The 14,679-nt window shown below is 63.9% G+C and carries 8 protein-coding genes; 5 read left to right on the top strand and 3 right to left on the bottom strand.

Going from position 1 to position 14,679, the window contains the following annotated elements; all coding sequences use genetic code 11:
* Both WBP07_RS07240 and WBP07_RS07235 read left to right on the top strand, forming a co-directional pair.
* Entirely contained in the window at positions 1-1,896 is a 1,896-nt protein-coding gene (locus WBP07_RS07240; protein ID WP_395395148.1) for an XrtA/PEP-CTERM system amidotransferase, read from the top strand.
* A 114-nt stretch (positions 1,897-2,010) separates the two neighbouring features.
* Positions 2,011-4,422 (top strand): EAL domain-containing protein, encoded by a 2,412-nt coding sequence (locus tag WBP07_RS07235; RefSeq protein ID WP_395395147.1) that lies wholly within the window; start codon positions 2,011-2,013, stop codon positions 4,420-4,422.
* A gap of 524 nt (positions 4,423-4,946) precedes the next feature.
* Here WBP07_RS07235 and zapE read toward each other — a convergent pair.
* Positions 4,947-6,062: a cell division protein ZapE gene (gene zapE, locus WBP07_RS07230; RefSeq protein ID WP_395395749.1), complete on the bottom strand. Its 1,116-nt coding sequence runs from the start codon at positions 6,060-6,062 to the stop codon at positions 4,947-4,949.
* Between the two features lie 143 nt (positions 6,063-6,205).
* Positions 6,206-6,988 (bottom strand): succinate dehydrogenase iron-sulfur subunit, encoded by a 783-nt coding sequence (locus WBP07_RS07225; RefSeq protein ID WP_395395146.1) that lies wholly within the window; start codon positions 6,986-6,988, stop codon positions 6,206-6,208.
* 265 nt (positions 6,989-7,253) lie between these two features.
* Between WBP07_RS07225 and WBP07_RS07220 the strand changes: the two genes are divergently transcribed.
* On the top strand, positions 7,254-7,538 hold the full coding sequence (locus WBP07_RS07220; protein WP_395395145.1) for a DUF4242 domain-containing protein: 285 nt from the start codon (positions 7,254-7,256) through the stop codon (positions 7,536-7,538).
* Between the two features lie 107 nt (positions 7,539-7,645).
* Here WBP07_RS07220 and WBP07_RS07215 read toward each other — a convergent pair whose 3' ends face one another.
* Positions 7,646-10,441, bottom strand: coding sequence for a ribonuclease E/G (locus WBP07_RS07215; RefSeq protein ID WP_395395144.1), 2,796 nt, complete (start codon positions 10,439-10,441; stop codon positions 7,646-7,648).
* 722 nt (positions 10,442-11,163) lie between these two features.
* Between WBP07_RS07215 and WBP07_RS07210 the strand changes: the two genes are divergently transcribed.
* Entirely contained in the window at positions 11,164-12,033 is an 870-nt protein-coding gene (locus tag WBP07_RS07210) for an N-acetylmuramoyl-L-alanine amidase (RefSeq protein WP_395395142.1), read from the top strand.
* Positions 12,034-12,122: 89 nt separating this feature from the next.
* The gene (locus WBP07_RS07205) at positions 12,123-14,669 is read left to right on the top strand and encodes a penicillin-binding protein 1A (protein ID WP_395395141.1); all 2,547 of its coding nucleotides are present in this window, start codon (positions 12,123-12,125) and stop codon (positions 14,667-14,669) included.
* The last annotated feature ends 10 nt before the right edge of the window (positions 14,670-14,679 follow it).

Here is a 14,679-nt window from a genome sequence, read left to right as displayed (position 1 = left end):
ATGTGCGGGATAGCCGGTATCTATCATCTTGAGACGCCCAAGCCGGTCGATCCGGCGCGGGTGGAGGCGATGTGCGATGCCCTGGCCCATCGCGGGCCGGACGGCCATGGCGTCTGGACGGCGCCGGGGGTGGCGCTGGGCCATCGCCGTCTTTCGATCATCGATCTGGCGGGGTCGCCGCAGCCGATGGCCTCTCCCGATGGCCGGGCGATGCTGGTCTTCAACGGCGAGATCTACAATTTCCGCGAACTGCGGCGCGAATTGGCGGCGCACGGTGCTACCTTCCGAACGGAAGGCGACAGCGAGGTTATCCTTGCCGCCTGGCAGCAATGGGGGCCGGCTTGCGTATCCCGCCTGCACGGCATGTTCGCTTTCGCGATCTACGATCTGGAAGCGCGCACGCTGTTCCTGGCGCGTGACAGGCTTGGCGTGAAGCCGCTCTACTTGGCGCCGCTCAGCGACGGCAGCCTGGCTTTCGGGTCGGAACTGAAGGCGCTGCTGGCCCATCCCCTGCTGCGGCGAGAGATCGATCCGCTGGCGGTGGAGGACTATCTGGCCTGGGGATACGTGCCGGATTCCCGGGCGATCCTGAAGGGCGTGACCAAGTTGCCCGCAGGCCATACGCTGCTGCTGCGCCACGGTGCGCCGATGCCCCGGCCGACGCAGTATTGGGACGTGTCCTTCGCGGAACGGCGCAAGGGCAGAGTGGCCGATTTGGAAGCGGAACTGCTGCACCTCATGCGTGAGGCGGTAACCTCGCGCATGGTGGCCGATGTTCCGCTGGGCGCCTTCCTCTCGGGCGGGGTGGACAGTTCCAGCGTGGTGGCGCTGATGGCGGAGGCGTCGTCCCGGCCGGTGAAGACCTGCTCGATCGGCTTCGACGTGGAGGCGCTGGACGAGACGGGCTACGCCGACCAGATCGCCCGCCGGTTCTCTACCGACCACGTTTCTCGCCGGGTCTCGCCCGACGATTTCGGGGCGATAGACACCCTTGCCGGCATGTTCGACGAGCCTTTCGCCGATGCTTCCGCCTTGCCGACCTGGCGGGTGTGCCAACTCGCGCGGGAATCGGTGACGGTGGCGCTTTCGGGCGATGGCGCGGATGAGGCGCTGGCCGGATATCGCCGCCATGTGTTCCAGTATGGGGAGGATCGTGTGCGCTCGATCCTGCCGCAGTCGCTGCGCGGGCCGGTGTTCGGCGCGGCCGGGCGGGCCTGGCCGAAGGCGGATTGGGCGCCGCGCCCGTTGCGGGCCAAGGCTACGCTGCTCTCGCTGGCGGCGGACAGCGCCACCGGTTATGCGCGCGCGATCGGCTTTACGGCCCCGGAACTGCGGGACTCGCTCTATTCCGAAGGATTCCTCCGCCTGCGGGGAGATTACCGGGCAGAGGATGCCGTGATCGCGACGATGCGCGGCGCGCCGGCTCGCTCCGGGCTGGATCGCGCGCAGTATGCCGATCTCAAGCACTGGCTACCGGGCGATATCCTCACCAAGGTGGACCGCACCAGCATGGCCGTCAGCCTGGAAGCGCGCGAACCGCTGCTGGATCATCGCCTGATCGAATTCGCCGCCAGTCTGCCCGAATCGATGCGTGTGCGTAGCGGGCAGGGCAAGTGGCTGATGAAGCGGACGATGCGGCGGATGCTGCCGGACGATATTCTCTATCGCCCGAAGCAGGGATTCGTCACCCCGATCGCCCAGTGGCTGCGTGGGCCGCTGGCCGGCACGGCCCGGGAAATCGCGACGGGGACGATGCTCGCCCGCACCGGCTGGTTCGATTCGCGCCGGCTGAGCGCACTGGCAGAGGCCCATATCGGCGGGCGAGCGGACCATTCGCGGCTGCTCTGGCAGTTTCTGATGCTGGAAAGGTCGCTGGCGCGCCTGGGTATCGGCTGAGGTTAACCGGAAAAGCCGGGGTTAACCGGAAATCATCGTGAACGCCGATTAACCTAACCTCTTGTTAGTAGCTTTGTCCTAGGTCGGTGCTCCAGGCCTCATTGCAGGACGTGCATGAAGATACCAGGTCGCCACTATCGGACGCTTGAGCGCGGGCTTCCCGCGCCGCGCGACTCCGTGCATGCGGCAGCGTTCGTAAACGATGATGCTGCCAAGTCCGGCATAGTGGGCCAGTTTTTCGCGCGTCTGGTCAAGATCTGGAAAAGTCCGCGATTCCGTATCGTGTTGTGGGCAGCGCTGACCGGAATTCTGTTCGGGGTGACGGAGGCGGGCCTTCCTCTGGAAGACGTCATCGTCAACGGGCGCACCATGCTTCGCACGCATCCGTCGGATGGGCGAATCGTGATGGTCTTTCAGGATGACCGGACGGTTCAGGAACTGAATTTCGCCGAAGTCTCGCGTGGTGACGATGCCGCGGTTCTCCGCGGCCTGTTCGAGGCCGGCGCGCAACGCGTGTTTTTCGATCGTACGCTCAGCTACATGGGCGCCGATCGCGACAACCAGGCCTTTCTGAACGAGTTGAGGACGCACCGGGGGAAGATCTTCCTGGGCGCGCTGCCCAGCAGCGAAGGTTCGCGGGGCAATTATGCAGCGATGATTCCGCCGGCCGCCTATCGCGCCAGCGTCGACATCATTTCGCTGATGGCCTTGCATCACCCGTTTAACCTCAGCATCAGCCTCCCCTTCGCATCCGACAGTCCGGTTGGCCACATTCCCAGTATGTCGGCGCGGATGGCGGGGGTCACCGGTTCGCCGGACGACTTGTTCCGCCCTGACTTTTCCATCGATCATACGACGATCCCGACGGTCAGCTATGTCGACGTCCTGAAGGGGCGCCTCGATCCGCGGATCTTCCGGGGCAAGGACGTGATCGTTGCGCCGGCTGCGGAAATCTACCACGATATCCATCCGCTACCCACGCAAGGCTATGCGCCCGGGGCCTATATCCATGCCATCGGTGCCGAAACGCTGAAGAGAGGCGTGCCCGTCGCGCTGGGCTGGATGCCCGCGTTCCTGATCGTGCTGGTGCTGATCATATCGGGCGTCGGTCGGGGCAGGGCACTGGACGTCTATCGTTTCACCGGCCTTGTCGTCGTGCTGATCGCAGCGCCTCTCGCGCTCGACGGGATGCATATTCAGGTGGACATCGTGCCGGCCATTGCGATGGCGGCCGTCGCGGTGTTCCGCATGAGGCACCTCGACAAGTTGGAGGTGGCGGGAGAGACCAACGCCGGTTCCGGCCTGCCCAGCGTACAGGCCTTGCGCAAGTATGACGCGGTATCGAGCCGCATTCTGGTGGCCCTGAAGATCCGCAACTACTCCGCGATCATCGGCAGTTTCGCTGGCGAGCTTGAGGCGCAGATCGCGCACGAGATCGTTCGGCGCATTCGCATCAGCGACAGTCAGGTGGAAGTCTATCACGAAGGTGGGATGTTCCTCTGGCTGTCGACCATTCGCAGCACGTTCGACCTGTTCGAGAACCTCGAAGGGCTGCACCGGATCGTTCAGAATGGTATCCAGGTCGGCGGGTTCGACATCGATCTCTCGTTCAATTGCGGCATAGATTCGGAATTCGATCGTCCGGTTTCCACCCGCGTCGCCAGTGCGATGCAGTCGGCCGAGGAGGCGGTGCGCAACGACGAACTCGTCTACAAGTACGACGGTCACAAGCATGAGGCGCGTTGGGAGATCTCGCTGCTGACCCAGCTCGATCGCGCCATCGACAACGGCGAGGTCTGGGTTGCCTATCAACCCAAGCTGGACATGGCGGCCAATCGGGTAACGGGCGCAGAAGCTCTCGTGCGTTGGACGCATCCCGAAAGGGGGCCGATCAGCCCCGATAAGTTCATTCGCATCGCCGAGGAATTCCACCGCATCGAGCGGATTACGCGCTTCGTCATCAACGATGCGGTTCGCGCCGCGGTCGAATTGCGCCGCCAGGGGCTGGACCTGTCGATGTCGGTTAACATCTCCGCGCAGCTTCTCCGCAATCCCGGTCTGCCGGGAATGATCCTCGACATCCTGGCACTGCATGGGCTTGAGCCGCAAAAGCTGATTCTGGAAATAACCGAAACCGATCGCCTCGATCGCAGTTCGCGCACGTTCCAGATGCTCCAGAAGCTGGTGCAGGCGGGGCTGAGGCTGTCGATCGACGACTTCGGCACCGGTAACGCGACGATCGACTATCTTCGGTACCTGCCCGCCAGCGAAGTTAAGATCGATAAGGTGTTCGTCCAGGCGATGGAGGCGAACCGGGAAGACCTGCTGCTGGTGCAGTCGATCATCGAAATGGCGCACTCGCAGGACCGCACCGTAGTGGCCGAAGGCGTGGAAACACTGGCCGCTCTGGAGATGTTGCGGGCCATGAACTGCGACGCGATCCAGGGGTACTATGTGTGCCGCCCTGTCCCGTTCCGGGATCTTCTGACGGAAATCAAGGGCAGGGAGGCCCGACGAATAGGTTAAAAAAGTCTTGATGACCCTTTAACCCATTGTTATCCATTGTGTCAGCCGCGAAACAGCGGTGGTTCACATGGGGTAAATACAATGACCAAGGGTCTTTACAGCTGGTACTGGGGCGGCATCGGTAGCAAGTAAGCTCCAATTATCATGCGGCGTTTCACGGGAAATCTCGTGAAACGCCGTAATGAAAAAGAGAAAACGACGGAAATCTGCGAAATTTATAAGGACCTAAGGTCCGGCAGATTTTGAAATGTGTCAGGCAAGCGCCCTTCCTCAGAGGATCGGGCGCTTTAATTTTGCCTGTGTTCCGCCCGTCGGTCTTGGCGCAGGGAAGGCTGCCACGGGACCTTGGGCCCGAGAGAATCGGGTCTTCGCATCCTTTCGAAACGTTAACGATTGGCGCAAAAACGGGTAAACGATCGGCCTGTCAGGTCCGTCGCGCTTAAGGTTTCAAAATTTTAACCATCCCGGCCAGGGCCAGGATCTTATCCCTGGAAGTATCTCGCCAAGCTATGGCGGGCATGGGTTCAGTCTTCGCCGTGACCCATCGCGAGATATTCGGCGCTCTGCATCTCGTTGAGACGGCTTACGGTACGCTCGAATTCGAAGCGGCCGTCGCCGGCTTCGTAAAGTTCCTCGGGCGGTGCATCGGCGGCCGCGATTAGCTTCACCTTGTGCTCGTAGAGCGCGTCGATCAGCGTTACGAAGCGGGCAGCCTCGTTGCGGCGGTCCGGCCCCATCTTGGGGATGCCGACGAGGATGACCGTGTGATAGGCGCGCGCCACCGCAAGGTAGTCGGCCGCGCCGCGGGCTTCGCCGCAGAGGCGCTTGAAGCTGAATACGCCCACGCCCTTCAGGCTCTTGGGCACATGCAGCATGCGTCCGCCGCCCACGTCCAGTTCGGCCGAAGGGACGTGTTCGCTATCCTCGGGCGGATAGTCGGTGAGCCGGTAGAACGCCTCGCGCGTCTGGTCGGTGGCGTCCTCGCCCAGCGGATAGTGCCAGGTGGCCATGCCGCCCAGGCGGTGCAGGCGATAGTCGGTCGGCCCGTTCAGCGTCAGCACGTCCAGTTCCTTCTCGATCAGGTCGATGAAGGGCAGGAAGTGTTCGCGATTGAGGCCGTTCTTGTAGAGGTCTTTCGGTGCGCGGTTCGACGTCGTCACCACGGTCACGCCCTCGTTGGCGATCAGGTGCGTGAACAGCCGGCTCATGATCATGGCGTCGGCGGAGTTGTTGACGACCATCTCGTCGAAGGCGAGGCAGCGCACATCCTTTGCGATGGCGGCTGCAACGGGCGGGATCGGGTCGCCCGTTTCCTTCTTGCGCTCGTCACGCAGGCGCGCGTGGACTTCCAGCATGAAGGCATGGAAGTGGATGCGGCGCTTGTCCGGGATGTCGAGCGTATTGTGGAACAGGTCCATCAGCATCGACTTGCCGCGTCCGACGCCGCCCCACATGTAGAGGCCGCGCGGCGGGGCCGCTTTCTTGCCAAGCAGCTTGCCGAACAGGCCAGAGGCCGCGTTAGCCTTGTACAATTCGCGCTGGAGGCGATCGAGCCGCTGAGCGGCAGCGGCCTGCTCCGGGTCGGAGCGAAGCTCGCCGGTGGCAACCAGCGTCTCGTAGCGTTCGAGCATGGCAGTCATGATAGCGTGACAGGTGTAGGCATTGGCGATGATGCGGTGGCCAGGGAATGCGCAGGGCAGCCGGCGCAGACCCACATATTGGGTCGGCACCGGCCTGCGTCAATCCGGCTCACTGCAATCGATCCGTCAGCCAACAGGCCCGATCAGACCTGGCGCTCTGCCTGCATCTTCTTGATTTCGGCGATCGCGCGCGCGGGCGAAAGGCCCTTCGGGCAGACGTTCGCGCAGTTCATGATGGTGTGGCAGCGATAGAGGCGGAAGGGATCTTCCAGCTCGTCCAGACGCTCGCCGGTCATCTCGTCGCGGCTGTCGGCCAGCCAGCGGTAGGCCTGAAGCAGGATTGCCGGGCCCAGGAACTTGTCGGAATTCCACCAGTAGCTGGGGCACGAGGTGGAGCAGCAGGCGCACAGGATGCACTCGTAGAGGCCGTCCAGCTTTTCGCGCTGTTCGGGGCTCTGGAGGCGTTCCTTGCCCGAAGGCGTGGTCGAAACCGTCTGCAGCCAGGGGCGGATCGAGGCGTACTGCGCGTAGAAGTGCGTGAAATCGGGGACGAGGTCCTTGATCACTTCCATGTGCGGCAGCGGGGTGATGCGCACGTCACCCTTCAGATCCTCGATCGCGGTGGTGCAGGCGAGGCCGTTCTTGCCGTTGATGTTCATCGCGCAGGAACCGCAGATGCCTTCGCGGCACGAACGGCGGAAAGTGAGCGAGGGGTCCTGCTCGCTCTTCATCTTGATGAGCGCGTCGAGAACCATCGGGCCGCACTTGTCGAGATCGATCTCGAACGTGTCGTAGCGCGGGTTTTCGCCCGAATCCGGGTCGTAGCGGTAGACGGTGAACTTCTTGGCGTGCGTGGCACCCACAGCCTTGTGGACGTTGCCCTGCTTCTTGATCTTGCTGTTGGCAGGGAGGGTGAAGGTCGCCATGAAAGAATCCCCGTGATCTTGCATTGCGGCATGAACCGCGACTGTTGCCCCTCCCTCTAGCGATTGTGCGCCGTGTAGCAAGCGCAAGTGTGCACGCCGGGGCGGATTGCAAGTGTGATCGCGCGAAACGCAAGCGTCTGACCGGCATGAGCTGGGACGTTGTCTCGGAATTTCAGGCGTAACCCGGGCCGTTTCGCGATACTCTGTGCGGGCAATGGGGCACGGATGGGCGGAATTCGGATCAACGATCGGAAGGATGCAGGCGATGATGAAGCGTTATGTGATCGAACGGGATCTGCCGGGCGTGGGCAACATGAGCGAGTCGGAACTGGGTGGCGCAGCGAAAGTGTCCAATGATGCGCTCGCGAAAATCCCCGGCGTGCAGTGGGAGCATTCCTACGTCACCGGCGACAAGACCTTTTGCATCTACCTGGCCGAGAGCGAGGACCACATTCGGCAACACGCTGACAAGTCCGGTTTTCCGGCCACGCGGATTACCGAGGTGACGGCGGTGATCGACCCGACGACGGAACGCTGCATTCTCAGTTGACTTGGTAACCGGGGGAAACGGAAGGCGCATAGAAAAAGCCCCGCATGTTGCCATGCGGGGCTTTTGTTTGGCGGGAGGCTAGCGGGCCTCCGACCGATTTCGTCAGGTTACTCGCCGAACGTGCGCTGCCACCAGCCGCGACGCGGCGTGGCATCGGCAGGGGCGGCTTCCTCGGCCGGGGCGGCGGCTTCCGCAGGCGCGGGTTCGGCAACCGCTTCGGTTACGGCAGGTTCGGCCGCAGCTTCCGCGGGCTCAGCCTTCTTGCGACGGGTGCGCTTGGGCTTTTCCGCTGCCGGAGCCGGGGCTTCCTCGGCCACGACTTCGGCAACCGTTTCGGCGGGCTCAGCCTTCTTGCGACGGGTGCGCTTGGGCTTTTCCGCTGCCGGAGCAGGGGCTTCCTCGGCCACGACTTCGGCAACCGGTTCGGCCACTGCTTCGGCGGGTTCAGCCTTCTTGCGACGGGTGCGCTTGGGCTTTTCCGCTGCCGGAGCAGGGGCTTCCTCGGCCACGACTTCGACAACCGTTTCAGCAACTGCCTCTGCGGGCTCGGCCTTCTTGCGGCGCGTCGCGCGCTTCTTGGGAGCAGGCGCTTCGGCGACAGGCTCGGCAACGACTTCGATCGCTTCGACCACCACAGCCGCTTCGGCAGGGGCGTCGAAGGTTTCGTCACCGTCTTCGGTCACGTCGCCAGCTTCACCTTCTTCGCTGCCATGCTCGCCGTTTTCACCGTTGCGACGGTTGCGCCGACGGCGGCCACCGCGGCGGCGACGCTTGCGCGGTGCTTCGGCGCCGTCGTCCTCGGCAGTGCCTTCGCCAGTGCCTTCGGTTGCCGCAGCGTCGTCGTCATTGCCTTCCGCTTCGCTCTCGGCGTCGACGGCTTCGTCGTCCGCTTCGGCTTCAGCTTCAGCCTCTTCGGAGACGTTTTCGTCACGGCGATCGCGGTTGCGGCCACGGCGGCGCTTGCGGCGCTTGCGGCGGGCGCCGTCATCGTCCTCATCGCGACCACGCGCTTCCTCGCGCTCTTCTTCCTCGAACTCGTCTTCCTCGTCGATGAAGTCGTCTTCGACTTCCTCGGCGATGGGTTCGAAGCGCGGCACGAAGTCGTTGCGCGGACCGGAGGAGATGACGCGCATCTTCGCGCCTTCGTTCTCACCCTCGGGGATCACTTCGACGGCGACGCCGTAGCGTTCCTCGATGTCGGCAAGGTCGGTGCGCTTGGCGTTCAGCAGGTAGATCGCCGCTTCGGTCGATGCGAAGAGCGAGACGACCACGCCCTTGCCCTTGGCCGCTTCGTCCTCGATCAAACGCAGCGCCGAAAGGCCGGCGGAGCTGGCGGTGCGGACCAGGCCGGTGCCGTCGCAGTGCGGGCACGAACGCGTGGTCGCTTCCAGAACGCCGGTACGCAGGCGCTGGCGGCTCATTTCCATCAGCCCGAAGCTGGAAATACGGCCCACCTGGATGCGCGCGCGATCGTTCTTGAGCGCTTCCTTCATCGCCTTCTCGACCTTGCGGACGTTGGAGCCGTACTCCATGTCGATGAAGTCGATGACGACGAGGCCGGCCATGTCGCGCAGGCGAAGCTGGCGGGCGATTTCCTGCGCGGCTTCGAGGTTGGTGGCAACTGCCGTCTGCTCGATCCCGTGCTCCTTGGTGGCGCGGCCCGAGTTGATATCGATCGAGACCAGCGCCTCGGTCGGGTTGATAACGATGTAGCCGCCCGAACGCAGCTGTACGACCGGATCGTACATCGCGGTCAGCTGGTCTTCGGCGCCGAAGCGCTGGAACAGCGGAACCGGATCGGCGTAAGGCTTAACCTTGCGGCCGTGGCTGGGCATCAGGAGCTTCATGAAGTCCTTCGCCGCGCGATAGCCTTCCTCGCCCTCGACGATCACTTCCTCGATGTCGCGGTTGTAGATGTCGCGGATGGCGCGCTTGATCAGGTCGCTGTCCGAATGGATCAGCGCAGGCGCGGCCGAACGCAGCGTTTGTTCGCGCAATTCGTCCCAGAGACGGGCGAGGTAGTCGAAATCGCGCTTGATCTCGGTCTTGGTGCGCTGGAGGCCGGCGGTACGGACGATGCAGCCCATCGAACGCGGCAGTTCCAGTTCGGCGATGATCGACTTCAGGCGCTTGCGGTCCGAGGCCGAGCTGATCTTGCGGCTGATGCCGCCGCCGTGGCTGGAATTCGGCATGAGCACGCAGTAGCGGCCGGCCAGGCTGAGGTAGGTGGTGAGGGCGGCGCCCTTGTTGCCGCGCTCTTCCTTCACGACCTGCACCAGCAGCACCTGGCGCCGGTGGATCACGTCCTGGATCTTGTAGCGGCGGCGCAGCGCCATGCGCTTGGCGCGCAGTTCGTCGGCTTCCTTCGAGCGACCGCCGCTGCGGCCGCCCTGGCGGCGGCCACGGCCGCGACGGCCACGGCCCGAGTTGTCTTCCTCGGCGGCTTCTTCCTCGGCAGTTTCGAAGCCGTTCTCGACGTTGCCGTCCTCGATCGTGGCGACCTGGTCCTTTTCGGACGTGTCAACTTCGGTCAGGCCGCCGTCTTCGTAGCCTTCGCCGCCTTCCTCGTCCTCGTCATCGCCTTCCGAAGCACGCAGGGCGGCTTCTTCCTCGGCATGGGCGGCTTCTTCCGCCAGCAGGGCCTCGCGGTCCTCCTTCGGGATCTGGTAGTAGTCGGGGTGGATTTCGCTGAAGGCAAGGAAGCCGTGGCGATTGCCGCCGAAATCGACGAACGCCGCCTGAAGCGAAGGCTCCACGCGGGTGACCTTCGCCAGGTAGATGTTACCCTTTATCTGCTTCTTGTCGGCCGATTCGAAATCGAACTCTTCAATGCGATTTCCCTTGAGTACCGCCACCCGCGTTTCTTCCGGGTGGCGCGCATCGATGAGCATGCGCGTTGCCATTGTGTATTCTCCATGCGCGCTCGGTCCCGGCCCATGCAGGGCGGACGGCGCGATCCTGTTCGATGATGTCCGCTGCCTTGGCGCAAGGCCGGCCGGATGCGGCTGGGCCTGCTGAGCGTGTGCTCGCCTTGGCGCGGACGGGGGTAAAGGTGAAGTCGGGGCCGTTCATCGGCGCCCGGAGTGCGACTTTTTTGTCTGGCGTCCCGGCGGGCAGGCCCGAAAGCATGCCGGAGGACGTAATCGTGTCTGCAAGAGATAGTTCGCGTGGCGATATTGGACACGCGGAAAATTGCGACCACACCACCCACGCCCCTTCGGGCATCGGCTGGCAGGGCGGCAATTGGCTTCTCATCTCTCGCGTCAACCTGTTCGTACCGGACGGAATTTGTCCGGTTTGGCGACCGGGTCGCTTGTATCGTTCGGCCTCGCCCGGCGGCATGTAAGCATGCCTTGCCGTATTGCGAGGGGCCGAAGTGTCGCGTGCCCGGAACGAAAGGGCCTAGCATTCATGGCCTTGCACTACAAGGTCATTGCCGCGCTTTCGTTCACCTTGGTGGCAACAATCTTGAATTTATTCGGTCCGAGTCTCCGGCAAGGTTGTTGCGTGGGTGTGCGCTTGAACGGCATTCCGTTGCGCGCCGGGCGTTTTTCCGCCGATAACTGGGGGAAAGCGCGTGGGTGCGGGATTGCCCAGCGCAGCGCCGCAACATAGTCACAGGCCCATGTCGCCCAACCTGCAAAAGGTTCTGCCATTTTCGGCGCCTCTCGCGCTGTTGGTAGCGCTGCCCGTGTTCTATCCGCATCTGGCGGTTTCGGCGCGCGATCTGGACTATGTGGTGCGCTTTGATCTACCGGCTGTCGACGCGCCGGTGGGCTTGCCGCGCGTGGACGGACCGGCCGATGCCAGCCGGCCCTTGGTGGTGATAGACCCCGGCCATGGCGGCTTCGATCCCGGCGCCGGCCTGGGCGATGTGCGCGAGAAGAACGTGGCGTTGCAGGTCGCCCTGGCGATCCGCCAGAAGCTGCTGGCATCCGGTGGCATTCGCGTGGCGCTGACGCGTGATACGGACCGTTTCATCGCTCTGGCGGATCGGCCGGACATCGCCCGGCGCCTGAATGCCGACCTGTTCCTCTCGATCCATGCTGACAGTGCCGATAGCGACGGTGCACGCGGCGCCAGCGTCTACGTACTTTCCGAAAGGGGATCGAGCGAGGCGGCGGAGCGCTTTGCGGCGCGCGAGAACCAGTCGGGCAAGGTCAACGGCGTGGCGCTGGCGAAAACCAGCGAGGATGTAGGCGCAATCCTCCTAGACCTTTCGCAGCGCGGCGCGCAGGCGGGATCGAGCCAGTTCGCCGGGCTGATCCTGCGCGAAATGCAGGACGGCGGCATTGGCCTTCACCGCGACCAGATCGAAACGGCGGCGCTGGCGGTGCTGAAGGCGCCGGATATTCCCTCCGTCCTGTTCGAGACGGGCTATATCAACAATCCGGACGATGCGCGTTTCCTCACGTCGCGAGAGGGGCAGGCGCAGCTTGCCGAAGCCGCCGCGCGGGCGGTGCGCGCATGGTTTGCTCGCCGGGCCGGGGCGTGACGGATGGGCATCGTCGAACGCGAAAAGCGCGCGGCGGATCGTCTCCAGACTGGCCTAGCACAAAATCCCCATGCTAGAGGGCGGTCGCAATGACTGACGATACCAGCGAAAACGGTGCCGAGCAGGCTCCCGAGGATGCCCACTTCCGCCTGCGTCGCGGCGCCCGTGCTTCCCTAGCCGGACGGTTCGACGGGCTGCGCAAGGCATGGCGTGAGCGCAAGTGGCTGCGCCGCTTCGGCTATCTGGGTGCAGTGGGCCTGATCGGGGCAGGCAGCCTCTACATCGTGGTCGCGCACGATCTGCCCGATGCGAACAAGTTGCTGGAATATCAGCCGCCGCTGCCGACCATGGTGCGCGGGGTCGATGGCAACATCGTCTACAGCTATGCCCGCGAACGCCGAGTGCAGCTGCGCTATGTCGACTTTCCGCCCAAGCTGATCGACGCGTTCCTGTCTGCCGAGGACAAGACGTTCTGGACCCATGGCGGCGTCGATTTCGGCGGCCTGGCCGGGGCCGTGGTGGACTATGCCGCCAAGCTGGGCACCGGCGGCCGCGCCCGCGGCGGTTCGACGATCACCCAGCAGGTGGCCAAGAACATCCTGATCGGTGACGAATACTCGGTGACGCGCAAGCTGAAGGAAATGATCCTGGCCCGCCGCATCGAAGGCGTGCTGAACAAGCAGCAGATTCTGGAACTTTACCTCAACGAAATCCCGCTGGGCCGTCAGAGCTTCGGCGTGCAGGCCGCCGCGCGCGCCTATTTCGGCAAGGACGTGGACCAGCTTGACCTGCACGAGGCCGCGTTCCTGGCGATCCTGCCCAAGGCGCCGGAGCGTTATGGCCGCAAGCAGTACGAGGAAATGGCGATCACCCGCCGCAACTGGGTGCTCGATCAGATGGTGTCGAACGGTTGGGCCACCCGCGCCGAGGCGGATGCGGCCAAGGCGCAGCCGCTGGGCCTGATCGCCCGCCGGGTCGAGACCTATGACACCGCCAATGCCTATTTCATCGAGGAAGTGCGCCGCCGCCTGATCGACCAGTATGGCGAAAAGGCCGAGGATGGTCCGAACAGCGTCTATGCCGGCGGCCTTTGGGTGCGCACGTCGCTCGATACCGAGATGCAGAAGGCAGTGCGCGATTCCCTGCGCGCCGGCCTGCTGAACTATCAGGGCAACCGCGAGTGGACGCGCCCGATCGCGCATATCAACAATCTCGACAACTGGCAGACCGAGCTGATCGTTTCGAACAAGACGATCGACTACAAGGATTGGCGCATCGGCGTGATCCTCGACCGCTCTGGCAGCACCGGACGGATCGGTTTCTCCGATGGCAGCACGGGCACGCTGACCAATATCGCCGATGCCGCCAAGGCGGGCGACGTGGTCGCGGCCGCGCCGGTTTCCGGCGATACTTATGCGCTGCGCACGATTCCTGAGGTTTCGGGCGGCATGATGATGGAGCAGCCGGGGAGCGGCCGCATCGTCGCCATGCAGGGCGGTTTCGATGCGGGGCTGGACTCGTTCAATCGCGCCGTGCAGGCCGAACGCCAGCCGGGCTCGACGATCAAGCCGTTCGTCTACGCGACCGCGCTCCAGTATGGCATGACCCCGGCAACGCAGGTGCTGGACGGCACTTTCTGCGTCTATCAGGGCGCTGCGCTGGGCGACAAATGCTTCCGCAACTTCGGCGGGGAGGGCGGCGCCGGCAGCCACACCATGCGCTGGGGCCTCGAACAGTCACGCAACCTGATGACCGTGCGCATCGCCAACGACACCGGCATGCCGCGCGTGATCAAGACGTTCCACAACGTCGGCATCGGCGATTACAAGGCCTATCTCTCCTTTGCGCTGGGCGCGGGCGAGACGACGGTGGGACGCATGGTGAACGCCTATTCGGCGCTGGCCAACAACGGCGTGCAGTTCCAGTCCTCACCCATCGACTACATCCAGGATCGCAACGGCAAGGTGATCTGGAAGTCGGACAATCGCCGCTGCGACACTTGCAACATGCCCAACTGGGACGGCAAGCCGATGCCGCGCATCGACCGTCGCGGCAAGCAGGTGCTGGATGCGCCCACTGCCTATCAGGTCGTGCACATGCTGGAAGGCGTGGTCACGCGCGGCACGGCGGTGCGTCTGCGCGAACTCAATATGCCGATGTTCGGCAAGACCGGCACAACCAACGGCCCGACCGACGTGTGGTTCGTGGGCGGCACGCAGGACTATGTTGGCGGCGTCTACCTGGGCTACGACAACCCGCGTTCGCTAGGCGGTTACGCGCAAGGCGGCCGCATCGCCGCGCCGATCTTCAAGCAAGTGGTGGAGGCCACGCGCCCGCGGTGGGGCATGCAGCCTTTCATTGCGCCCGCAGGCATCCGCATGGTTCGTATCGACCGCGTCACCGGCAAGCGCGTGATGGGCGTGGAGCCGAGCGACGATCCCAAGGCGGCGGTGATCTGGGAAGCCTTCAAGCCCGATACCGAACCGCGCCAGTACACGCCGGAGGATGAGTTCACCCGCCGCCGCGATGCGCTGGTTGCCGAGATTCGCCACGCCCGCGACGCGCGGCAGACCGCCAATGCAGAAAGTTCCGGCGACATGACCAACTTCATCGAGGAACAAGGCGGGGTTTACTGAGGATCAAGCG

It is taken from the genome of Novosphingobium oxfordense, assembly GCF_044029435.1.
In the GTDB taxonomy this organism is placed as follows: Bacteria; Pseudomonadota; Alphaproteobacteria; order Sphingomonadales; family Sphingomonadaceae; genus Novosphingobium.
Note: the sequence above shows the minus strand (reverse complement) of the source record. Positions and strands in the feature narration are given on the sequence as shown.

What these genes read in the sequence shown, in the direction of transcription:
- WBP07_RS07240 (WP_395395148.1), top strand. Translation starts at nt 1, where the DNA reads ATGTGCGGGATAGCCGGTATCTATCATCTTGAGACGCCCAAGCCGGTC.
- WBP07_RS07235 (WP_395395147.1), top strand. Translation starts at nt 2,011, where the DNA reads ATGAAGATACCAGGTCGCCACTATCGGACGCTTGAGCGCGGGCTTCCC.
- zapE (WP_395395749.1), bottom strand. Translation starts at nt 6,062, where the DNA reads ATGACTGCCATGCTCGAACGCTACGAGACGCTGGTTGCCACCGGCGAG.
- WBP07_RS07225 (WP_395395146.1), bottom strand. Translation starts at nt 6,988, where the DNA reads ATGGCGACCTTCACCCTCCCTGCCAACAGCAAGATCAAGAAGCAGGGC.
- WBP07_RS07220 (WP_395395145.1), top strand. Translation starts at nt 7,254, where the DNA reads ATGATGAAGCGTTATGTGATCGAACGGGATCTGCCGGGCGTGGGCAAC.
- WBP07_RS07215 (WP_395395144.1), bottom strand. Translation starts at nt 10,441, where the DNA reads ATGGCAACGCGCATGCTCATCGATGCGCGCCACCCGGAAGAAACGCGG.
- WBP07_RS07210 (WP_395395142.1), top strand. Translation starts at nt 11,164, where the DNA reads ATGTCGCCCAACCTGCAAAAGGTTCTGCCATTTTCGGCGCCTCTCGCG.
- WBP07_RS07205 (WP_395395141.1), top strand. Translation starts at nt 12,123, where the DNA reads ATGACTGACGATACCAGCGAAAACGGTGCCGAGCAGGCTCCCGAGGAT.